Source organism: Corallococcus caeni (assembly GCF_036245865.1).
Classification (GTDB): Bacteria; Myxococcota; Myxococcia; order Myxococcales; family Myxococcaceae; genus Corallococcus; species Corallococcus caeni.
Genome location: NZ_BTTW01000001.1, coordinates 1,190,015 through 1,210,199, shown reverse-complemented (window position 1 = coordinate 1,210,199; position 20,185 = coordinate 1,190,015). Strand labels below are relative to the sequence as shown.

Annotated in this window: 18 protein-coding genes; 9 read left to right on the top strand and 9 right to left on the bottom strand. The window is 69.5% G+C overall.

Features of this window, described 5'->3' with window-relative positions; genetic code table 11:
• Window positions 1-59 precede the first annotated feature (59 nt).
• A complete protein-coding gene (locus AABA78_RS04785; RefSeq protein WP_338261844.1) occupies window positions 60-959 on the bottom strand; it encodes a lipoprotein TP_1001-related protein in 900 nt (299 codons plus the stop codon).
• Between the two features lie 166 nt (window positions 960-1,125).
• Between AABA78_RS04785 and AABA78_RS04780 the strand changes: the two genes are divergently transcribed.
• A complete protein-coding gene (locus AABA78_RS04780) occupies window positions 1,126-1,884 on the top strand; it encodes a hypothetical protein (RefSeq protein ID WP_338261843.1) in 759 nt (252 codons plus the stop codon).
• 36 nt (window positions 1,885-1,920) lie between these two features.
• Here the strand turns inward: AABA78_RS04780 and AABA78_RS04775 are convergent, their stop codons facing one another.
• Together AABA78_RS04775 and AABA78_RS04770 are read right to left on the bottom strand one after the other, a co-directional pair.
• Complete coding sequence (locus AABA78_RS04775) at window positions 1,921-4,062, bottom strand: M28 family peptidase (RefSeq protein ID WP_338261842.1); 2,142 nt, start codon at window positions 4,060-4,062, stop codon at window positions 1,921-1,923.
• Window positions 4,063-4,077: 15 nt separating this feature from the next.
• Window positions 4,078-4,854: a helix-turn-helix domain-containing protein gene (locus AABA78_RS04770; RefSeq protein ID WP_338261841.1), complete on the bottom strand. Its 777-nt coding sequence runs from the start codon at window positions 4,852-4,854 to the stop codon at window positions 4,078-4,080.
• Between the two features lie 110 nt (window positions 4,855-4,964).
• Here AABA78_RS04770 and AABA78_RS04765 point away from each other — a divergent pair, with 110 nt between their 5' ends.
• Entirely contained in the window at window positions 4,965-5,912 is a 948-nt protein-coding gene (locus AABA78_RS04765; protein WP_338261840.1) for an alpha/beta hydrolase family protein, read from the top strand.
• A 302-nt stretch (window positions 5,913-6,214) separates the two neighbouring features.
• Here AABA78_RS04765 and AABA78_RS04760 read toward each other — a convergent pair whose 3' ends face one another.
• Together AABA78_RS04760 and AABA78_RS04755 are read right to left on the bottom strand one after the other, a co-directional pair.
• A complete protein-coding gene (locus AABA78_RS04760; RefSeq protein WP_171411723.1) occupies window positions 6,215-6,607 on the bottom strand; it encodes a RidA family protein in 393 nt (130 codons plus the stop codon).
• A gap of 33 nt (window positions 6,608-6,640) precedes the next feature.
• Window positions 6,641-7,576, bottom strand: a complete 936-nt coding sequence (locus tag AABA78_RS04755) for a DMT family transporter (protein ID WP_338261839.1) — start codon at window positions 7,574-7,576, stop codon at window positions 6,641-6,643.
• A gap of 70 nt (window positions 7,577-7,646) precedes the next feature.
• Here AABA78_RS04755 and AABA78_RS04750 point away from each other — a divergent pair, with 70 nt between their 5' ends.
• A complete protein-coding gene (locus AABA78_RS04750) occupies window positions 7,647-8,432 on the top strand; it encodes an AraC family transcriptional regulator (RefSeq protein ID WP_338261838.1) in 786 nt (261 codons plus the stop codon).
• 11 nt (window positions 8,433-8,443) lie between these two features.
• On the opposite strand, the gene AABA78_RS04745 is transcribed toward AABA78_RS04750, so the two are convergent.
• Together AABA78_RS04745 and AABA78_RS04740 are read right to left on the bottom strand one after the other, a co-directional pair.
• Window positions 8,444-10,432 carry a S9 family peptidase gene (locus tag AABA78_RS04745; protein ID WP_338261837.1) on the bottom strand — a complete coding sequence of 663 codons (1,989 nt, stop codon included), beginning with the start codon at window positions 10,430-10,432 and terminating at the stop codon, window positions 8,444-8,446.
• 130 nt (window positions 10,433-10,562) lie between these two features.
• On the bottom strand, window positions 10,563-12,557 hold the full coding sequence (locus AABA78_RS04740; protein WP_338261836.1) for a S8 family serine peptidase: 1,995 nt from the start codon (window positions 12,555-12,557) through the stop codon (window positions 10,563-10,565).
• Window positions 12,558-12,698: 141 nt separating this feature from the next.
• On the opposite strand from AABA78_RS04740, the gene AABA78_RS04735 reads away from it, so the two are divergent.
• The 6 genes from AABA78_RS04735 (at window position 12,699) to AABA78_RS04710 (ending at window position 18,151) form a co-directional block, all read left to right on the top strand.
• Window positions 12,699-13,118, top strand: a complete 420-nt coding sequence (locus AABA78_RS04735; protein ID WP_338261835.1) for a MarR family transcriptional regulator — start codon at window positions 12,699-12,701, stop codon at window positions 13,116-13,118.
• A gap of 60 nt (window positions 13,119-13,178) precedes the next feature.
• Window positions 13,179-13,592 carry a hypothetical protein gene (locus tag AABA78_RS04730; protein ID WP_338261834.1) on the top strand — a complete coding sequence of 138 codons (414 nt, stop codon included), beginning with the start codon at window positions 13,179-13,181 and terminating at the stop codon, window positions 13,590-13,592.
• Window positions 13,593-13,619: 27 nt separating this feature from the next.
• Window positions 13,620-14,225: a TetR/AcrR family transcriptional regulator gene (locus tag AABA78_RS04725; RefSeq protein WP_338261833.1), complete on the top strand. Its 606-nt coding sequence runs from the start codon at window positions 13,620-13,622 to the stop codon at window positions 14,223-14,225.
• Complete coding sequence (locus tag AABA78_RS04720) at window positions 14,222-15,064, top strand: alpha/beta fold hydrolase (protein WP_338261832.1); 843 nt, start codon at window positions 14,222-14,224, stop codon at window positions 15,062-15,064. Before AABA78_RS04725 ends, AABA78_RS04720 begins: the two co-directional genes overlap by 4 nt.
• A gap of 81 nt (window positions 15,065-15,145) precedes the next feature.
• Window positions 15,146-16,399 carry a hypothetical protein gene (locus tag AABA78_RS04715; RefSeq protein WP_338261831.1) on the top strand — a complete coding sequence of 418 codons (1,254 nt, stop codon included), beginning with the start codon at window positions 15,146-15,148 and terminating at the stop codon, window positions 16,397-16,399.
• An 84-nt stretch (window positions 16,400-16,483) separates the two neighbouring features.
• On the top strand, window positions 16,484-18,151 hold the full coding sequence (locus tag AABA78_RS04710) for a lipase family protein (RefSeq protein WP_338261830.1): 1,668 nt from the start codon (window positions 16,484-16,486) through the stop codon (window positions 18,149-18,151).
• 182 nt (window positions 18,152-18,333) lie between these two features.
• Here AABA78_RS04710 and AABA78_RS04705 read toward each other — a convergent pair whose 3' ends face one another.
• Together AABA78_RS04705 and tam are read right to left on the bottom strand one after the other, a co-directional pair.
• Complete coding sequence (locus AABA78_RS04705) at window positions 18,334-19,245, bottom strand: TPR end-of-group domain-containing protein (RefSeq protein WP_338261829.1); 912 nt, start codon at window positions 19,243-19,245, stop codon at window positions 18,334-18,336.
• Window positions 19,246-19,307: 62 nt separating this feature from the next.
• Window positions 19,308-20,078: a trans-aconitate 2-methyltransferase gene (gene tam / locus AABA78_RS04700; protein ID WP_338261828.1), complete on the bottom strand. Its 771-nt coding sequence runs from the start codon at window positions 20,076-20,078 to the stop codon at window positions 19,308-19,310.
• Window positions 20,079-20,185 lie beyond the last annotated feature (107 nt).

Here is a 20,185-nt window from a genome sequence, read left to right as displayed (position 1 = left end):
TTCATTGATGAGCCCGGCGGATTCGCATGCTCCCCAGCGGGAGGCACGACCCGGAGTCGCTAGTAGGAGCCCCAGCGCGAAGGAAGGGGGCCGCTCCATTGCGTCTGGGTTCCCGGGGTCGTCAGCGGCGAGGTGCCATTGATGCGCATGATGCTGGAGCTCGCGTTGAGGTCGGACCAGTTCACGGCGATGTTGCGGCAGTAGCGGTCGCGCGCGAGCCCCGTGCCGAGGTCGTGCACGCAGGGCGTGGCATCCCAGACGCGGTCCGCTTGCAGGCGCTGGACGGCGGCGACGAGGTTGGAGGGCATCTCCCCGGAGGCTCGGACGAAGGGGACGCCGTCGACAGGCGCGCCCTTCGACGACAGCAGCTCGAACACCTTGCCGGAGTAGCTCAGCGAGCCAGGCATGCTGAAGTCCCAGGCACTGGCGCTGAAGGGCGAAGTCTGTCCGCAGGAGGCCGGGTTGCCGGGTGCGTCGGTGCAGGAATCGCCGAGGTGAAGTACCAGCACGGCGCCCGCCTCCACCGTGTAGCCCTGGGGGAAGGTGAAGGCGAAATCGGAGTTGGTGAGCTCCTGGAGGGAGATACCGGTCAGCGTCCCGCCGGTGACGGCCACCAGCTCGATGAGGTCCTGCGGGGCGTCGGGATTGATCTCGGTGATGCGGAGTGAGGCTTCCGGAGGGGGCCCACCGCCATCCAGGGGGTCCGCATCCGAGGCGCCGGCATCCGGGGTGCCCGCGTCCTCGGAGCCCGCGTCTGAGGGGCCGGCATCAACGCCCGAGTCATCCGGGCCCGCATCCCCTGGCCCCGCGTCTGACGAGGAGGCCTGAACGCAGCGCTCTTCAACGCAGACGATGTCAGGGCCTCGGGACGCACAGTCACCCGTGTCCGTGCACTCAGGGGAGGAACAGGCGGAGACGAGCGGGAGCAGGGCAAGGGCTGCGAGTCGCGGGCGAAGCATGGAGAGGACCTGGAGGAGCGGTGGGGGCGGGCAAGAGTCGCGGGCGGACCATAGGAGAAAAGGGGACGCGGTTGAGGGCGAGGGCGGGTGCCGGGAAGGCCGCATGGCCTGTGGGCTCCGGTCTCCGGTCCGCCGTGCTCGGGTCTGTTCCAATAACATGCTGCCCATGATGCCCCCCTCGCCCGATGCCTCCACCTTCGTCTCCCTTGGGATCGCGGGACTGTCCCTGTTCATGCTGGGCGCATGGGGGATCCTGGCGTGGCGCTCCACGCGAGGTCAGGTGGACGGCTTGCGCATCACGGTGCGCTTCACCGTGGCGCTCTGTGTCTGGGCCGCGGGATGGCTGGCGCTCGCGCTCAGCGGGGTCCTTGCCCGTCTGGACCTGCGTCCGCCGCCGTTCGCGCTCCTTCCTCCTGGGCTCGTCGTGGCGGTGGCGCTCCTGCTGAGAACGGGCGCGGGACGCCTGTTGAGCCGGAATACCCCCCTCTGGCTCCTTGTCGGGCTGCAAGCGTTCCGCCTGCCGCTCGAGCTGGTGATGCATCAGGCCGCGCTCGAAGGCGTCATGCCCGCGCAGATGACCTTTGGTGCCGTCAACGGCGTCACGGGCCTGAACTACGACATCCTGACGGGCGCCTCCGCGCTGCTGCTCGCGCTCTGGCTGCGCACGGGCGACGTCCCCCGGCCGGTCGTGCTGGCGTGGAACGTGTTCGGCAGCGTGCTCCTGCTGGGCATCCTGGCCATCGCCGTCGTCAGCACTCCGCTCGTTGCTCTTTTCGGCGACGCCCCCGACCGGCTCAACACCTGGGTGCTGTTCGCGCCGTTCGTGTGGCTGCCCGCGGTCCTGGTGGGCTCGGCGCTTTTCGGCCACGCACTGCTCTTTCGCCGGCTCTGGAGGGACCGCGTTCCTTCGGACAGGGCTTCGTAAGCCCGTTCTTCATCGGGCCTCGGCGTGGCTGGAACCTCAGCGTCCGCGCGTCATGATGCCGCCCTGCTCCAGTAGCCCGAACAGCTCCACCAGCGCGTCCACGGGAAAGACGTAGCCGTATTCGGCATGGGCCGCGTCGCGGATGTCCGCCACGGAGCGCTTGCCGTCGGCGTAGCTCGCGACAGCATCCGCCAGTTGGTAGAAGCGCAGCTCGCTCTCTCCTCGCTCGCGCAGGGCCGTGGCCGCGGCGCTCATGGCGGCCTTCACCGCGTCCACTCGGGCCTTGGCCTCGGGGGCCGCATGGCGCTCCAGTTCGTCGAACGACGCGAGTTCCTGGCCCTTCACGCGCACGGGAACGAAGGCCCGCGCCCGGCGCTCGGCTTCGCTGGGTGCCGGCTCCTTCAGGGACACCCCGCGCGTCCTGGCTTCCGCTTCCACGCGCTTCAGGGCCTGCTCCTCGGCGGTCTCCAGCGCGCGGACCATGGCCTTCACCGGCTCGGCGGGCGCGCCCAGGGCCAGACAGGAGCGCAGGGCGTCTTTTTCACGCTGGTAGCCGGCTCGCACTCCGGCGCGGGCCAGCCGGACGAAGCCTGGCAGCTGCGCGGCGGGCGTCGCGGCCAGGTCACTCCGGGCCCGGAACTCGTCCTCCGCCACGCGCCTCACTCCGTGCACCGCCACCAGGCGCGCGAGCTCCAGGGCGCCCGTGCCTTCGGCCCACGCGGCGACGGTGATGGAGGCCAGCCCCGCGAAGGCGGCGCGGTGCAGCTGGGTGGGGTCCACGTTCTCCGGCCGGTCGCCGCTGGTGTGGTAGCCGTCGTCGGGCCACGTGGCGAAGGCGACGCCGGGGATGCCGTGGTCGTTGAAGAGCTGGTGATCCGAGCCCCGGCTGTAGCGCTCCATGTGGGCATCCATCGGATCCCGCGAACCGGTCACCGAGCCGATGCGGAACTCCTTCCTCGGGGGATAGGCCACCCCGTTGAAGCGGTTCATGAAGGCCACCGTGGACTCGGACACGGCGTTCACGAAGCTGCCATTCCAGTCCGGGGTGTAGGAGACCTGGAAGCGTGAGTGGGCGCGGGTCAGGCTGGCGCCGAGCATGTCGAAGTTGAACTGCGCCACCCGCCGCACCGGATCCGCGCCGTGGTGGGAGAACCACTCGCGGGTCCCCTCGAACTCCGGCAGCCACAGCACGCGCAGGGTGCGCACCGGAGGTGGCAGCACGCCCTGGCGGATGAGCGTGGTGTACGTGCGCACCAGCTCCAGCAGCGTGGCGGAGCCAGAGGCGTTGTCGTCGGCCCCGGGCTTGTAGTGGTCCAGGTGGGCGGTGAGGACGACCTCCTCTCCCTCGCGGGTGCCGGGGATGACGCCGCTGACGATGCTGAGATGTCCCGTGGGCGCTTGCGTGGCGACGCTCACGTCCACCTTCACCGGGCCCTCCCGCAGCTGGGCGCGCAGCTCGCTCGCCTGTCGCTCCGACACCATGAACAGGAAGGGCGTTCGCATGCCCTGCGGTATCAGGCTCCGCGGGACGCCGGCCCAGCCCACCTGATCCGGGAAGTCGCCGTCCCTGCGGTGGGCTTCGTTCCAGGGCGGCGTCGAATAGGACGAAACCACGCCCACGGCCCCGAGCTTCACCACGGCGGTGCGCAGCGTGGCCCCGGGGTTGCCCCGGCTGAGCACCACCTTGCCCTTCACGTCCTTGCCCGCGTAATCGGCGTCCTGGGCGCCCAGGCCCACGTCGACCAGCTCCAGGTCCGTGCCCTCGAAGCTGCCACTGCCGGACGCCAGGGACATGGGCAGGTCCGCGTAGGACGTCACCCGGTAGCGGTGGGGACCCGCCACCCACAGCTCGCCACGCGTGGCCCGCCACTGGGGACCGTCCTTCATCGCCTCCAGGTGGAGGTCCTGGAGCCCCGCGGCCTCGGCGGCGGCCTTCGTCCATGCGGCCGCCTCCGAGTAGCCCTCCAGGCTGTCCCGCGCGATGAGCGACAGCCGCTGCACGCCGTCATGGATGCGGTCGCCCGAGCTCTCCTGGATGAGGGCGCGCACCACGTCGTCCCGGAGCACCAGGCCGGTGGTGGGAGAGAGGGGCCCCAGCGGGGACGCGGGGACCTGCGCGGAGGCGCTGAGCGCGGCGAGCACCGCGAGGAGGGCGAAGGGCAACGGGCGGATGGGCATGGGGGCCCGGGGAAATTAGCACCCGTGCCCTGCGGGATGCCCGCGCTCAGCGGACTTCAGGAAGGCGCCTGGGGTGAGCCCGACGAGCTCCCGGAAGTCCGCGATGAGGTGCGCCTGGTCGTAATAGCCCGCGTCCACGGCGATGCGTCTCCAGTCCTTCGAGGTCGCCGCCATCCGCACGGCGCGCTGCAGGCGAACGGTCCGCGCGTAGTCCTTCGGCCCGATGCCGACGTGCTCCGTGAAGGCTCGGCGAAGATGTCTCGCCGTGACGCCCAGTTGCTCCGCCACGGTCTCCACCCGAACCTCGTCTGCTTCAAGCAAGCGAACCGCGCGGCGAGCGAGCCGTGCCGACGCTGGCTCGAAGGTCTGGTGGGTGCGCAGGGCAATCGCGTGGGAGAGCCGGTCAAACACCTCCGGCAGGCTTCGCGCCGCGAGCAGCTCGTGAAGGAGGTCGCCGCCCGGCCGGCCCCAGAGGTCTTCCAGCGGGATGATCTGATCCGTCAGCGCGTTCGCCGAGACGCCCAGCAGCGGCGCCGACCAGCCCGGCTTGAACTGGAGGATGACCGCCCGCACGACGCCGGGTGCGTCCTTGAACAACGCCCGCGTTCGCGGGCCTGCGACGCACACATCTCCTTTGCGCCCCTCCTCGAGCACTCGAAAGACAAGCGTCATTCTTCCGTCGGGCAGCCGTTCGTGACGTGTGTTTCCAGCGACTGGCACGAGCGCGCGAACGTCTTCGACGAAGCGGGCAAGCGAGAACGTCGAGGCGGCGGAGTCCATCGTGAGCGGCACGCTCGGACTCTCGCGCGGACACTGCATCCGTTCAAGCCGGCGCGGAGGGCACGATGAAAATGTCCGGTCCTTCCAATCACAGAACAACGGCGGGCGGTACGAAGACGAGCATGAGCAAGCCGACTTCCGCAGCCACCACTCCCACGCCCGTCCTCTCCCTCGGTCCCATCGTGCTGCCAGCGCCCGGCCGCGCCGTCGAGCTCCAGGTGCGAGTCTCCGCGCCCGTGACCGGAAGCGGGCTGCCCGTCCTTCTGCTGTCGCACGGCCACGGGCGCTCCAATCACCTCTCGTCATTGAACGGCTACGCCCCACTCGCCAACTATTTCGCGGCACATGGCTTCGTCGTCATCCAGCCCACGCATCTCGACTCCAAGACGCTCACCCTGGGGCCTGATGCCCCCGATGCGCCTCTGTTCTTGAAGTCGCGGGCCCAGGACATGACGCGCATCCTTGACCAGTTGGATGTGATTGAGCGTGCGGTCGTTGGGCTCGCCGGGCGCCTGGACCGGAGCCGGGTGGCCGTCATGGGGCACTCACTGGGTGGGCACACCGCGAGCCTGTTGCTTGGCGCTCGGTACAAGGACTCGCACGGAACGGAAGTGAACCTCCACGAACCGCGGATCCAGGCAGGCGTGCTGCTCGCCGCGCCCGGCAGGGGAGGAGACGCCCTCAGCAGGTTCGCGGCCGAGAACTACCCCTTCTTCTCGACCATCGACTTCTCCAGGATGGCGACGCCCGCGCTCGTGGTCGCCGGCGACAAGGACGACTCGCCTCACCTGACGGTCGCGGGCCCCTCCTGGCACGCGGATCCGTACTTCCTCGCCCCAGGCCCCAAGTCCCTGATCACCCTGTTCGACGCGGGGCACGGGCTGGGCGGAGTCTCTGGCTATGACGTCGCCGAGACCACGGATGAGAACCCCGAGCGGGTGGCCGCCGTCCAGCGCCTCACCTGGGCCTACCTCCGCACCGCGCTCCATCCGGCAGACCCCGCCTGGCAGGAGGCGCAAGCCGCGCTCATGGGCGCAGCCCACCCGCTCGGCCGGGTCGAATCCAAATAACAGCCTGGCATGCTCGCATGCCCCAACCCTGCGCTGTGGTGCGAATTGTCACAAGCAAGTATGTTAAACAATGCCTGTCGTTTCGGGATGTGTCTGGCGATGCGTTGGCATGTGCCGTGAAGACAGCCCTTTCGCTTCGGCGGCTACAGCGAGGCCATGGCGCTGGAGATTCTGTTGCCATCTCCGACGTCGACGGCGGCTCGGCCGTCGTGGCGTGCATATCCCCCAGGATTGCCGTCACACATTGAAGCGCGACCTTGCGATGGCGCGCCTCGATGTCGGGGGGCAGCCGCTCGCGGACGTCAAGGCACGTAGGCGATGCAATCAATCTCCACGCGCAGGCCGGCGTCGGGGAGCGCGGACACCTGCACGGTGGTGCGCGCGGGCCGGTGACCGGCGAAGACGCGCTCGTAGACGGCGTTCATCCGGGCGAACTCCTGCATGTCCACCAGGAAGACGCCGCAGCGCAGGACGTGCTGAAGGCTGGAGCCGCCCGCCACGAGGATGCGCTCCAGGTTGCGCAGCACCTGCTCCGTCTGCGCCTCGATTCCCTCGGGCTGCACGCCGGTGGCAGGGTCCCGGGCCGCCTGTCCGGAGATGAAGAGCAGCCGGTCCAGCTGCATGCCGGGTGAGTACGGGCCCGCGGGCTTGGGCAGTCCAGGCGCGACGATGGGCTGGTGCTTCGCTGACGTCATGGGCTTCTCCTTTGAGAGGCTCAAGTGAGGGGCTCAAGTCTCGCCTGGCTTCAGCGCGGACGCGGAGCGTAACAGGCCGGCGCCGCTCACGATGAGAATGCCCGTGAGGACCAGCACCGCGCCCACGGCGAAGGACAGGTCCGCCTGCTCGTGCAGCACGAAGATGCCCGCGCTGACGCCGAACAGGGGCGTCATGAACGAGAAGACCGACAGGTTGGAGGCGAGATAGCGGCGCAGGAGCCAGAACCAGGTGAGGTAGCTGGCGAAGCAGACGATGACGCCCTGGAAGAGCAGGCTCGCCCAGGCCACGGGCGCCATCGTGATGGGGCCGGCCTGTCCCGTCAGCAGGGCCACCGGGAGCAGCAGCGCGACGCCACCCACCAGCTGGTACAGCAGGGTCTGCGTAGGCGGTGCTTCGGACAGCGCCGAGACGCGAATCGCCACGGTGGTGGCGCCCCAGGCCAGGCCCGCGAGCAGCCCCATCGCATCGCCCCTCAGCACGTCCGGGCCGAGCCCGCCTTGGAGCCAGCCGCCGCCAAACGCCAGGGCGATGCCCGCGAAGGCGACGCCGATGCCCAGCCACTGCGTCCGCTTCAGGCGCTCGGAGGGCACGAGCCAGTGCAGGCCCAGCGCGGAGAAGACAGGCGCGGTGTAGAGGAAGACGCCCATGTGCGAGGCGTGCGTGTGGCGCAGCCCCTCCGCCACGAAGAGGAACTCCGAGGCGAAGAGCACGCCCACCAGCAGGCCGGCACGCCAGGGCCCCCGGCGCAGCAGCCCCCGCTCGCCCCGCAGCCAGCACAGCAATCCCACGAGCAGCGCGGCCAGACCGGAGCGCAGCGCCATCTGCATCAGGTTCGGGATGTGCGGAGCGGCCAGCTTCACGGCCACCTGCTGCATGCCCCAGGTGGCGCACAACACGACCATGGTCGCGAGCGCGAAGCCGTCCGCGGGTTTCCGATGAGAACTCATGACTTCATCCTGCGGCTGGCGGGCCGGATGGATATAGCGAGGTTCCGACAACCCATGCCGAGAAGCCGCCATGGCGAAGCAGCTCCAAGTTCCCTTCACCTCAAAGCTTCCACACCCCGTGTACTTCCGCGCGGCGAACCTGCCCGCGGCGGCGGCCTATCCCCAGCACCGCCACCCCTGGGGTGAGTTCGTCTACGCCTTCAGCGGGGTGATGGAGCTCAAGCTGGCGGGCAGCCACTACCTCGCGCCACCGCAGTACGGCATCTGGCTTCCGCCCGACGTCGAGCACCGGGGCATGAACCGCTTCGAGGCGAGCCACTGCTCGCTCTACCTCGCCCCCGAGTGGTGCCGGGGCCTGCCCAGGACGGCCTGCGCGATGGCGGTCAGCCCGCTGATGAAGTCCTTGATGGACCACCTGCGTGCCCAGGCCTTGGCGCAGCCACGCACGAGCGCCGAGCGCAGGTTGTTCCGGGTGCTCATCGACCAGCTGGCGCTGGCCCCCGCGCACGGGAGCTACCTGCCCATGTCCGATGATCCGCTCCTGGCGCCGGTCCTCACGGCGCTCGAGCAACATCCGGAGGAGGAGCGCTCCCTGGCCGAGTGGGCCAAGGCGCTGCACACCACGGAGCGCACGCTGGAGCGGCGCTGCCAGCAGCAGCTGGGGCTGTCGTTCAGCGAATGGCGCCAGCGGCTGCGCGTGGTCAAGGCGCTCGCGATGCTGGAGCAGGGACTCGCGGTGGAGGCCATCGCGCTGGACCTGGGCTACAGCAGCGCCTCCGCCTTCATCGCGATGTTCCGGCGGATGACGGGCACCACGCCGGACAAGGTCCGCGGCCATGGCTTCGTGGCCGCGTAACGGGCCACCCCTTACTTCGCCGCGCCGCCGCCGGATTGACGGATGACGGCGCTGGAGCCCTGCACGCGCCCTTCCTTCGGCAGCGGCTCCAGCCGGCCGCCGAGGTGCCGCGCCAGGAACGCCTCCACGCGCGCGTGGTAGTCCAGGTTGTTCTCCGGCTGGTAGAAGCCGTGGCCTTCGTCGGGATAGAGCACGTACGTCACGTCGCGCCCGGCCTTCTCCAGCGCGGCCACCATCTGCTCGGACTCGGCCTGCTTCACTCGCGGGTCGTTCGCTCCCTGCGCCACGAACATCGGGACGCGGACGCGGTCCACGGCGAAGACGGGCGAGGTGGCGCGCAGCCGCTCCTGCTCGGCCGGGTCGTCCACGTCGCCCACGCGCTGCGCATACGAGCCCCGGATGACCTGCCACTGCGGGGGGAAGGACTTCAGGAACGTGAAGAGGTTGGAGATGCCAAAGGCATCCACCGCGCAGCGATACACCGTGGGGCTGAACGCCGCGCCCGCCAGCGCCGCGTAGCCGCCGTAGGAACTGCCCATGATGGCGACTCGCGCGGGGTCCGCCTGGCCCTCCTTCACCGCCCACGCCACCGCGTCCTCCAGGTCGTCGTTCATCGCGCGGCCCCACTGGCGGTTGCCCGCGTTGAGGAAGGCCTTGCCCAGCCCCGCGGACGCGCGGAAGTTGACCTGGAGCACCGCGTAGCCCCGGTTCGCCAGCCACTGCACCTCCGGGCTGAAGCGCCACGTGTCCCGCGTCCACGGGCCTCCGTGCACCAGCAGCACCGTGGGCAGCGGGCCCGGCGGCGCGTCCACCGGCCGCGTGAGGTAGCCCGTCAGCGTCAGGCCGTCGCGGGACTTCAGCTGGAAGGGCTTCATCCGCGCCAGCGGCGCCTGATCCAGCGCGGGCTGGTTGGAGAAGAGCAGCTCGGCGCGGCGGCTGGAGCGGTCGTAGGTGTAGTAGCGCAAGGGGGCGGCGTCCTGCTCGAAGGCCACCACCCACCGGCGGTCCGCGCGGTCACGGCTGACCAGGGAGAAGTCCCCGTCCGCCACGCGGCCCAGCGCCTCGAAATCCTCGCGCAGGCTCGCGTCCAGCACCTTCCACCGCAGGTGGCCGTCGGTGTTGAAGGCCACCGCCTGGACCACCTTGCGCTCGGGGTGGAAGAGGACGTCCATCACATCCGAGCCCGCGTCCTCCGCGAGCACCTTCTCCGCGCCCGTGCGCAGCACCTTCTCCACCACTCTTGAGGTGTTGGAGCCGTGCGGACTCTTCAGGTACACCCTGGCGCCGTCGCGCGAGAAGCCGATGAAGCCCATGTACTGCGGGAAGACGTTCTCGCGCAGGGGCACCTCCAGCAGCGTCCGCCACGGGGTCCGTACGGAGTCCCGGACGCGCAGCACCGTGGTGCCGTCCGGCTTCTGCGCCAGCGCGCCGCGCACGCTCAGCTTCGCGTCCGCCGTCCAGGTCATCACGTCGCCCGGGTCCTGCGTGTCGAGCGTGATGGCGCCGGTGTCGAGCGACACGCGGTAGATGTCCGAGCCCGTGCGCTCCCGGAGGTTCATCGTCACCAGGACCTCACGCGGCGCGGTGGGCGAGGCCTCCAGCAGCCGGGCGCGGATGCCCTGGAAGGGCGTCAGGTCGCGCACCACGCCAGTCGACAGGTCGGCGGCGTAGACATGGGTGTTCTCGTCGCCGTCGGAGTCTTGAGGGTAGAGGAGGGTGCGCGAGTCCTGCGCCCATTCGTAATACCGGACGCCCCGCTCGGGCTCCTTCGTGATGGCGCGGGTGTCGTCCTTGCCTTGCAGCGTCCGCACCCAGACCTGCATGACGCCCTTCGCATCGGGCGCGACCCAGGCCAGCTTCTCGCCGTCCGGGGACAGCGTCGGATCATCCCGGACGGGGTTGCCGAAGAGCAGCTCCCGGGGAATCACGGGCGGCACGTCCGCCGCCAGCGCGGGCACGGCCCACAGCATCAACACCAGCACCCCAGGGCGCGGCAGCATCGGGTCTCCCTCTATCGTCGTGGCTCGGGACGGAGCGTGGCCAAAGAAAAGCCCAGCAACCCGGTGGGGTTGCTGGGCCCTGGAACAACGCACTTTCGTGCGTGTTCCCGGTTTCGTTTCGTCCGGAGGACTACCGGACGATGTTCAGCGCGGTGTCATCCAGGAAGAAGCTCGTCTGCAGCGACGAGTCCTCCGTGCCGTTGAAGTAGATGCGGACGGTCTGGCCCTTGTACGCGGCCAGGTCGAACGTCCGCTGCACGTAGGCCGTGCCCTTGTCCAGGTTGCTGTACGTGGCCAGCGTGGCCAGCACCGTGCCCGCGCTGTTGCGCACCTGGACGGCCAGCTTGTCGTAGGCCGTGCTGGTCGTGGTCTCCGCCGTGGTGATGCGCGCCCAGAAGGTGAGCGTGGCGCTGCACGCGGAGGCGGGGATGGTGACGTCCTGGTAGGCGAACTCGGTGCGCGTGGCGCCGTAGCCGTTCAGGTAGGCCTTGTAAGTGCCCGTGCGCGGCGCGCTGCCGGACGTGGTGCCGTCGATGACGCCCGACGAGGTGGTCCAGCCCGTGTTGCCGCTCTCGAAGCCCGGGTTGAGCAGGAGCTGCTCGGAGATGGAGCAACTGCCCGTGCCGTTGTTCACCGTCACCGACACCGTGGACGACGTGCCCACGTTGTTCGCCGCGTCATACGCCTTCGTGGTCAGCGCGTAGGTGCCGTTGGCCACCGCCGTCGTGTTCCACGCGAAGCTGTACGGGGCGGCCGTCGCCGTGCCCAGCAGCGCGGTGCCCGCGTAGAACTCCACGCGCGACACGCCCACGTTGTCGGAGGCGCTGGCGCTCAGGGGCGCGGTGCCGCTCAGCGTGGAGCCGCCCGCGGGCGAGGTGATGGACGTCGTGGGCGGGGTGGTGTCACTGCCGCCGCCGCCGGTGATGAAGAGCGTGTACAGCAGCTTGTTGGGCGAGCCCGTCCCCGGGCTGGTGACCTTGTTCGGCGTGGCGTTGTTCACCAGCGCGTCCCGCACCTGCGCGGGCGTCGCGCTGGGGTTGGCGCTCAGGTAGAGCGCCGCGGCGCCAGCCACGTGCGGCGAGGCCATGGACGTGCCGCTCATCGAGGTGCTCGACGTGTTGCCGGAGTTCGAGGCGGAGGTGATGCTCGAGCCCGGCGCGAAGATGTCCACGCACGTCCCGTAATTGGAGAACGACGAGCGGCCGTCGCTGCTGGTGGTGGAGCCCACGGTGATGGCGTTGGGCGCACGGGCGGGCGAGTAGTCGCAGGCGTTGGCGCTGTCGTTGCCGGCGGCGACGACCGTCGTGACGCCCGCGGCGATCAACCGCTCCGTCGCGTCATCGATGGCCTGGATGCCGACGTCGCCCAGGCTCATGTTGGCGACCGCGGGCTTGACGTGGTTGGCCGCCACCCAGTCGATACCGCCGATGACCTGCGCGTCGTTGCCGTAGCCCGTGCAGTCCAGCACCCGCACGCCGTGGAGGGTGACCTTCTTCGCCACGCCCCAGGTCGTGCCGCCCACCGTGCCCGACACGTGCGTGCCGTGGCCGTGGCAGTCCGAGGGGTCGCTGTCGTTGTCGATGAAGTCGTAGCCGTTGCCCAGGCGACCGGTGAACTCCGTGTGGGTCAGCCGGATGCCGGTGTCGATGACGTACGCATGCACGCCGGTGCCGTCGACGTTGTAGGTGTAGGAGCTGTTGCGCGGCAGGTCCCGCTGGTCGATGCGGTCGATGCCCCAGGTGGCGTTGGTCTGCGTCGCCGACACGTGGATGAGGCCGTTCTCCTGCACGTACGCCACGCGCGGGTCGGATAGGAGGCGCTGGGCCTCCGCCTCGCTCATGTTCGCCAGGAAGCCGTGGATGGAGTGCTCATAGGTCCGCAGCACCTTGCCCCCGCCCAGGGACACCAGCTCCCGGGCGATGTTCGCCGCCCCTTGCTGCCGGACCTCCTGGGTGGAGTCGCGCAGGACGACGATGTACTCGTTGGGAACGGCCCGGGCGCGGCGGATCATCTGCGCCGTGTGACCGATCTGCTCGCTGTCGGGCTCCTGGCCTTCTGGCATCGGGCCGCATGCCGCGGCCAGCAACGAGAGGGCACTCACCGCCTGGGTCAGTTTCAGTTTCATTCGGCCTCACGGGAACGTGCGGGCACCGGGACGGATGCCCTCGCACAGTCCGTGTAGTTAGCTTTTCTTGAAAAACCGGTCAATGCGGCCCCAGGCACGGCGGAAGGGTAGAGTCCGCTGTCCCAGGGAGGTGGGAGAACGGTGGCTGCATCCAAGTCGATGGTGGGGTTGACCGCGGGGCTGCTCGTCGGCGGACACAAGGCGGCGCGGCTGTTGGAAGCCGAACTCGAAGCCACCGGGCTCGGTGCGGGCGAAGCCGTGCTCCTGTCCGTGCTCACGGCGGGCCCCATGACGATGACCGGCGTCATGGCCGCGCTGCACATTGGCGCGTCCACGGCGACCAGCCTGGTGTCGCGGCTGGAGAAGCACGGCTACGTGCGGCGCTCCCGCAACCCCGAGGACGGACGCTCCCTGCTCGTCGCCATCACCGGCCCCGGCGAGGTGCTGTGCAAGGAGGCGGAGGCCGCCTTCACGCGACTCGACGCCAGGCTCGCGGAGGCGGGCCGCGACGCCGTCCGGGGCCACCACGCGCTGATGAAGCTGCTGACCGACCTCTCCTGAGCTGCTTCCTTCTACTACGAAAGCGTAGTACGTTTTCGTAGTAAAGAAAGGGAGGCGGCCATGGATGACGACGTATTCCTGGAGCGGTTTTCGCGCGGGGAGGTGAGCGGGTTCGCCCACCGGGACCATGTGCGGGTGGTCTACCTCTACACGCGCAAGGCTGGCGGTGAGGCCGCCGTCGCGCTCACCCGCGCGGGGCTGCGGGCGCTGACAAGCCGGCTCGGGGTGCCGGAGAAGTACCACGAGACCGTGACGGTCGCGTGGGCGCGGCTCGTCAGCGAGCAGGTGGAGGCCGCTCCGGGGCGGGACATCGCCGCGTTCATCGACGAGCACCCACGCTTCCTGCGCAAGGACCTGCTCGACGACTACTACTCCCGAGAGGTCCTCTCCGGCGCCGAGGCGCGGAGCCGGTTCGTCGAACCGGACCTGCGGCCCCTGCGCCTCCCCGGTTCCGAGGTGCGCCCTTTACATTGAGCGAACGTTCACTCAAAGATGCGGGGCATGCCTCGTACGGCGGACGCCAACGCAGCCCTCCGGGAGAAGACGCGGGAGCGCGTGCTCCAGGCCTCGGTGCGGCTCTTCTCCCGACACGGCTTTGATGGGACCCGCGTGCGCGCGCTCGCCGAGGAGGCGGGCATCGCCGTGGGGCTGCTCTATTCGCACTTCGAGTCGAAGGAGGCGGTGCTCCTCGCGCTGATGCAGGCGTCGATGCTGGACGTCGCGCGGACGCTGGAGGACGCGGACCGCGAACCCACCGCGCGAGGGTTCGTCACGGCTCTGCTCACGTCCACTGTGGCGATGCTGGACGCGCACCGGGACCTCTGGCGGCTGAGCCAGGGCCTGCGTCACCAGCCGGAGGTGCTGGCGCGGCTGAAGCTGCCGCTGGAGCACTTCCTGGGCGCCACGCACCAGCGGCTGGAGCAGGCGCTGGCGGCGCGCGGGGTTCCGGAGGCTGACATCGAGGCGCGGGTGCTCTTCGCCACGGTGGAAGGCCTCACCCAGCAGTACCTGCAGCACGAAGGCGGCTACCCCGCCGCCGAGGTGATTCGCGCCATGGCCCAGCGGTGGCCCGGTGCTCTTCGCAAGCGAAAGGCGGACGCCCCATGAAGCGGCTGAAGGTTCCTGGCGGTGAGATGGCGTGGTGGGAGGAAGGGCAGGGCACGCCGGTGGTGCTGGTGCACGGCACGCCCTCGTCCTCGCGCGAGTGGCGGGACGTGGCCCGGCAGCTCACGCCGTCGTACCGCGTGCTCGCGCCGGACCACCTGGGCTTCGGGGACAGCGAGCGGCCCGGGGACTGGCGCACCTATTCACTGCCCTGGCACGTGGAGAACCTGCGCGCGTGGTTCGACCAGCTGGCGTTGGGGCCGTTCCACCTGGTGGTGCATGACTTCGGTGGGCCCATCGCGCTGCCGCTCGCCATCGCGGCGCCGGAGCACGTGCTGAGCCTCACCGTGGTGCAGAGCTGGCAGTGGGACCTGAAGGGGCCCAACGTCGACAACGCGCTGATGCGGTGGCTGTACCTGTCCTGGAACTTCTCCGCGCGGATGCTGGTGAAGATGTCCTGGGGACGCCGCACGAAGCTGACGCGCGAGCTGCACCAGTCCTTCCTGTCGCAGTTTCCCGACCGGGCGTCGCGGATGGGCACCTGGGGCTTCGCGCGCTCCATCTCCCACGAAGGCCCGTGGATGGAGGAGCAGGGCAAGGGCCTGGGCCGGCTCGCGGACGTGCCGGCGCTCGTCGTCTGGGGCAAGGCTGACAAGGTCGTGAAGCCCGAGCACCTGTCGCGGTGGAGGCAGGCCCTGCCCCGGGCTCGCGTGCTGGAGCTGGAGGACGTGGGCCACTTCCCGCAGCTGGAAGCACCTGATGCGTTGGGCACCGCGCTCCGCGAGCACCTGGCGTCAGTGCCGGGCCGTCAGGCCCGGGGAACGGCCACCCCGGGGACGTAGCCGGCGAGCCTGGATGTCAGTCCCTTCCGGGATGATGAGACCTTCCTTGTCATCCGTGAATCATCCCGGGAGGTTGAATACATGAGACAGCTCATCCTGCTCGCGGCGCTCGCCGTCGCGACGACGGCCGGCGCGAAGCCCAATACCTCGCTGTACGCCACGGGGGCGGGACCGGGCGGAGGCCCGGCGGTCAAGACGTTCGACCCGAACAGCAACGTCAACTGGGTCTCCTTCTACGCCTACGAATCGAGCATGAGCACGGGCGTGGAGCTGGCCACGGGCCGTGTCACCACGAACTGGCGTCCGGACATCGTGACCGGCACGAGCGAGGGGGGCGGCCCGCTGGTGAAGGTGATGGACCCGAACAACGGCGCGGTGCTGGCGCAATGGTTCGCCTACGACTCCAACTTCCGGGGCGGCGTCTTCGTGGCCACGGGTGACGTGGACGCGGACGGCTTCGACGAGGTCATCACCGCGCCGGGCCGGGGCATGGGGCCGCTGGTGCGCGTGTGGAAGGTGAACGGCGGCCTGCGGCTGATCAACGAGTTCTGGGCCTATGACCCTGGCTTCACCGGCGGCGTGCGACTGGGCGCGGGCGACGTGACGCATGACAACGTGGCGGAGATCGTCACGGCGCCGGGCTTCGGCGGCGGCCCGCACGTGCGGGTGTTCAACCGCCTGGGCGGCGAGGTGTATGGCTTCATCGCGCCGGTGCCGCGCCGTCCGTATGACAATGGCTTCTACACGAATGGCTACCGTGTGGCGGTGGGCAGCGACCCGTGGGGCACGCCGGAGCTCTATGTCTCCGGCAGCGACTGGCGCTTCTTCACCCACTACCAGCGCAGCGACGACTGCCAGATTCCGCCCATCTTCGTGTCGCCCAACTTCGTGCGGAAGGCCTACTGGGTGCTGACGCCCTACACGCTGGTGATGCGCCTGCCGGACGGTGCCGCCCTGGCGCGCTTCTCCACGGAGGACCTCAACACGGGCTTCCTGGGGCAGGAGGTGTCCTATGGGGACTACAAGAACCTCTGCGAACCCAACGGGCAGGTCGGGTGCAACGTCTTCTCGTTCCCGTACCTGTACGGGGGCCTGGGCTCGGAGCCGGACTACTCGGCGCAGGTGGCTTCGCTGCAGCAGCCGGGCGTGGGACCGCGCCTGCTCGCCGGCAGCCCGGAGTTGAAGCTCGGCAACGGCGTCGCCGGCTGCTACTACCAGACGATGTTCAACCCCGGCACGCTCAAGACCTACGAGCGCTGGGGTGCGCAGCTCGCTTCCTTCCAGCCGTATGGTGCCTTCAACGGCGGAGTGCGGCCCGGCACGAACAACGACTGAGTGGGTCCGGCTCGCTCCCTTGACTCGCTGTCGCGAACGCCTGTTTGATTTCAACTCCTGATACAAGTTCCCAGGAGTCACCCCGTGCCCCACCCCAATGCCGAGACGGCGCTGGAGATGCTGGAGTACTGCCGCTTCGCCTACAAGGCGTACGCCCAGTCCTGCGTCTACCCGATGGATCCGTTCTATGAATCCCACGGGGCCGGGCTGTGGCAGGGCGCGCGGGACCGGGTGCTGGCCCGGGTGCACAAGCTGCGCGGCAGCGAAGCGCACGTCCACAAGTTCGATCCCATCGAATACGACCTGACGACTCCGCCAGACCCCACGTACGGGGTCGTGTACCGGGGGGGCACCGGCGACTCGCCGTACATCCTCTTCCAGCCGCGAGAGCTCGACCGCTCCATCTCCTTCTCGAAGGGCGTGGACCTGGCGGGCGAGGACATCCCCATCAAGGTCCAGGACTTCTTCGGGGAGCAGACCCTGCTGGGCCGCGAGCACTCCCAGGCGACCGGCTCGAAGCGGTGCTGCTATTTCCAGGGCAAGACGGGGATGACCCAGACGCACCCGAAGGCGGGCTGGCCCAGCTGGCTGGGGGCCGCCATCTACGACCCCGAGCACTCGCGGCTGGTGGTGGTCTTTCGCGGGAGCCGGAGCGGCAGCGGTGGACGTGCCCTGGGCCAGGCGCTGGTCAAGAGCACGGGGAGCCCGGACTGGGTCACCGACATGAACCACCTGAAGGAGGTCCGGGTCGGCCGGTTCAGCAACGCGACGCTCTCCGCCGGCTTCTGGTACGCCTACGAGAGCTGCCAGGAGTCGCTGGCCGCGGCCTGCCTGGAGGCGATGCACGGCCGGGTCCCCAAGGAGATCCTCTTCACCGGCCACAGCCTGGGGGGCGCGCTCGCGCAGTGCGCCTACCTGGACCTGGTGGGGGGCGAGCTGCTGGAGAAGGTCTACGCGAAGATCCGGAAGCAGGTGAGCGTCTCCTGCTACGCCCTCTCCGCGCCGCCCGTCGTGCTCGGCGCGAAGGCGAAGGAGCTGCTCACGCTGCACCTCGGCGGGGAGCCGCAGGTGTTCCACCACTTCTCGCCGCACGACGCCGTGCACAACAGCAAGAAGGTGAACCTCTCCACGGTGACGGCCGTGAACTCGGTGGTGGGGACCCTCACCCATCCGCTCACGACCTCCACCCATCTGGGGACGGAGATTCCCCTCAAGGACTGCACCAAGGCCTTCCCGGACGCGCATGAGCCCGAGGAGGTGCGAGCAGGCCTCGTCGCGCTCGTCCGGAGGGAGACCGGAGCGCGCCTGCCGGCGGATCCGGGCTTCTGGCCCACGTTCGACTTCAACCCGACGGGCATGTGGGGGATGTCGGTGCGGCCGGGCGTGGATTCGCTCGCGCAGCATCTGAAGATCGCGCTCATCACCAGTGTCTCGGAAGAGCGGGCGCGGGTGCGCGCGCAGCTCTGGGCGGACGTGGTCAAGGGCAGCGGGAAGAAGAAGGACGACTACGCGGTCCTGGAGGAAACGGACGGCGGCTCCTTCGACGCCTTCGCCAGTGCCTGTGAGCTGGTCGCGGAGCTGAGCAATCCCTTCACGGAGAACCGCAAGCAGAACAAGGACCAGCTGCGGGAGCTGCGCAACGAGATGATCAAATCCTACCAGGGGGCCTCGGGTCACAAGGCCACCTCCAGCGTCTACTTCGTCATGCTCCAGTACCTGACCGCGGCGCAGTACGGGCTCGACATCGTGTGACGCTGGCTCAACTTGCTCATCCGCGCAGTCGAGCAATCACCACGACGTCGCCATCATTGCCAATGCCGCGGCACGCCCCGCTGCCCAGGGCGAGCCTTCTTCGCCCGGGCCCTTCCACCTCGCCTTCGAGGCCGGGACCCCGACGGAATCCCAGGTCAGGGAGGGCGGCGTGCCCTTCGGCGTCACTGCATGCGCAGGACGGTGGGAATCTCTGCGAGTGGCGGGAAGCCCCAACGGGCGCGCTCCTCGTCCGTCACGCTGGGGTCCACCGGGTAGAGCTTCACGACCTTGTCCGCCGGATCGAGCTTGTACTGGGTGCCGAAGCGCTGCGGGCGGTTGGCATTCATCAGCCACCGGTCCCACGCCGCCGCGGCCAGCCACAGGCCCTTGGGGTGACCGCGCTTCGCGGCCTCCGCGCCCATCCGCCGCGCCAGGGCGTAGTCCTCCTGCGTGTCACCGTGCTGGAAGATGAACCCTGCCGCGAGGAAGTCCGCTCCCTCCTTCAGGGCGCCCTGGTCCAGCAGCTCCCGTGCGCGCCGCAGCCGCATGGCATCCCGCTCCGCGATCTTCTTCCAGGCCTCTGGACTCGGCGGGGGGGGCTGACGGTCCGCCTGGTCCTCCGCGAAGAGTCGCTTCAGCTCTTCGTTGGAATAGGGATGAGGCTCCGGCAGCGTGGGCATCCGCTCGGCCAGCGCGACAAACGCCGGGTCGTCGCGCAGCGGCGCGAGGTCCCCGTCCTGCTTCATCCAGGCCACGTCGCGGAAGCCGGACTGGACCGAGTGGGACAGCCAGTCCAGCGCATCCTTCGGCTTCCCGAGGCGCGCCGCCGCGCACGCGGCCGAGTACGCGGCGTCCGGATCCGCGTTGCCCGCGGCCCGGGCCTGCTCATAGAGGGACAGCGCCTCCGCGTACTTCTCCTCGCGAATCAGGGCGGAGGCCCTCCGCGCCTGCGTCCAGCCCGCCATCGGTGCCGAAGGGGCTTCGATGGTCGGAAGGTCGGCGGTCTTCTCCTCGGCGGCCGTGGGCGCGGTGGCTGGGGGATGTGCACATGCGACGGTCAACAGGCAGGACAGGGCGAGGGTCGGGATTCGCATGGCGCGAACTCTACGCGAGGCGGTCTGTCGCGACGCCGCGGAACAAGGCCGCCAGTGGAACGCTAACGCGTCGCGACGATGAACAGCCGGGGGAAGGGCAGCAGGACCGTTCCATCCGGCAGGGCAGGGTAGGCCCTGGCAATCCCTGCCTGATAGCGATTGAGGAAGTCCGCCTTCTCTCCCGCATCGAGCGGTTCGAGGAAGGGCCGGAGTCCTGAGCCCTTGAACCACTCCACCACCGCCCCGGCGCCTCCGGTCAGCGGGTGGAAGTAGGTCGTGCGCCAGACGTCCACCGTGGCCCCGGCGTCGCGCAGCGTGCGGAAGTACCAGTCGGCCTCATGGCGGACCGTCCGTGCGTTCGCGGCGGACCCCAGCTTGCCGGCCCACGGGCCCGCGCTGGCGGTCTCCCGCATCAGCCGGTGCGACGGCTCGTCCAGGTTGTCCGGCATCTGCACGGCGAGGCTTCCGCCCTGGGCCAGCTTGCTCAGGAGCGCGGGCATGACGGCGGAATGGTCTGGCACCCATTGCAGCACCGCGTTCGCCAGGATGACGTCGTAGGGGCCCGGGTCGCTCCAGGTCGCGATGTCTCCCTGTTCGAACCGGAGGTCCGGCAGGCGCTTGCGCGCGGCGGCCAGCATGTCCGGCGAGCTGTCCATTCCGGTGACGGCCGCTTGTGGGAAGCGGGCGCGCAGCAGCTCCGTGGAGTTGCCGGGGCCGCAGCCGAGGTCCGCCGCGCGCTTCACCTCGGACGTGGCAATCCGGGCCAGCAGGTCACGGATGGGACGGTTCCGCTCGTCTTCGAATCGCGTGTACTGCGCCGCTGACCAGTCCATGGGCATCTCCCTGGCCAGGAACCTACTGCGTCATGGCCGCGTCATGGGCGGTCCATGTCTTGGCTGTCGTGCGCTGGCCAGACACGGATGGAGTAGCGTCCCGGCGC

Coding starts and splice junctions, on each gene's coding strand:
- AABA78_RS04785 (WP_338261844.1), bottom strand. CDS start 959: ATGCTTCGCCCGCGACTCGCAGCCCTTGCCCTGCTCCCGCTCGTCTCC.
- AABA78_RS04780 (WP_338261843.1), top strand. CDS start 1,126: ATGATGCCCCCCTCGCCCGATGCCTCCACCTTCGTCTCCCTTGGGATC.
- AABA78_RS04775 (WP_338261842.1), bottom strand. CDS start 4,062: ATGCCCATCCGCCCGTTGCCCTTCGCCCTCCTCGCGGTGCTCGCCGCG.
- AABA78_RS04765 (WP_338261840.1), top strand. CDS start 4,965: ATGAGCAAGCCGACTTCCGCAGCCACCACTCCCACGCCCGTCCTCTCC.
- AABA78_RS04760 (WP_171411723.1), bottom strand. CDS start 6,607: ATGACGTCAGCGAAGCACCAGCCCATCGTCGCGCCTGGACTGCCCAAG.
- AABA78_RS04755 (WP_338261839.1), bottom strand. CDS start 7,576: ATGAGTTCTCATCGGAAACCCGCGGACGGCTTCGCGCTCGCGACCATG.
- AABA78_RS04750 (WP_338261838.1), top strand. CDS start 7,647: ATGGCGAAGCAGCTCCAAGTTCCCTTCACCTCAAAGCTTCCACACCCC.
- AABA78_RS04745 (WP_338261837.1), bottom strand. CDS start 10,432: ATGCTGCCGCGCCCTGGGGTGCTGGTGTTGATGCTGTGGGCCGTGCCC.
- AABA78_RS04740 (WP_338261836.1), bottom strand. CDS start 12,557: ATGAAACTGAAACTGACCCAGGCGGTGAGTGCCCTCTCGTTGCTGGCC.
- AABA78_RS04730 (WP_338261834.1), top strand. CDS start 13,179: ATGGATGACGACGTATTCCTGGAGCGGTTTTCGCGCGGGGAGGTGAGC.
- AABA78_RS04725 (WP_338261833.1), top strand. CDS start 13,620: ATGCCTCGTACGGCGGACGCCAACGCAGCCCTCCGGGAGAAGACGCGG.
- AABA78_RS04720 (WP_338261832.1), top strand. CDS start 14,222: ATGAAGCGGCTGAAGGTTCCTGGCGGTGAGATGGCGTGGTGGGAGGAA.
- AABA78_RS04715 (WP_338261831.1), top strand. CDS start 15,146: ATGAGACAGCTCATCCTGCTCGCGGCGCTCGCCGTCGCGACGACGGCC.
- AABA78_RS04705 (WP_338261829.1), bottom strand. CDS start 19,245: ATGCGAATCCCGACCCTCGCCCTGTCCTGCCTGTTGACCGTCGCATGT.
- tam (WP_338261828.1), bottom strand. CDS start 20,078: ATGGACTGGTCAGCGGCGCAGTACACGCGATTCGAAGACGAGCGGAAC.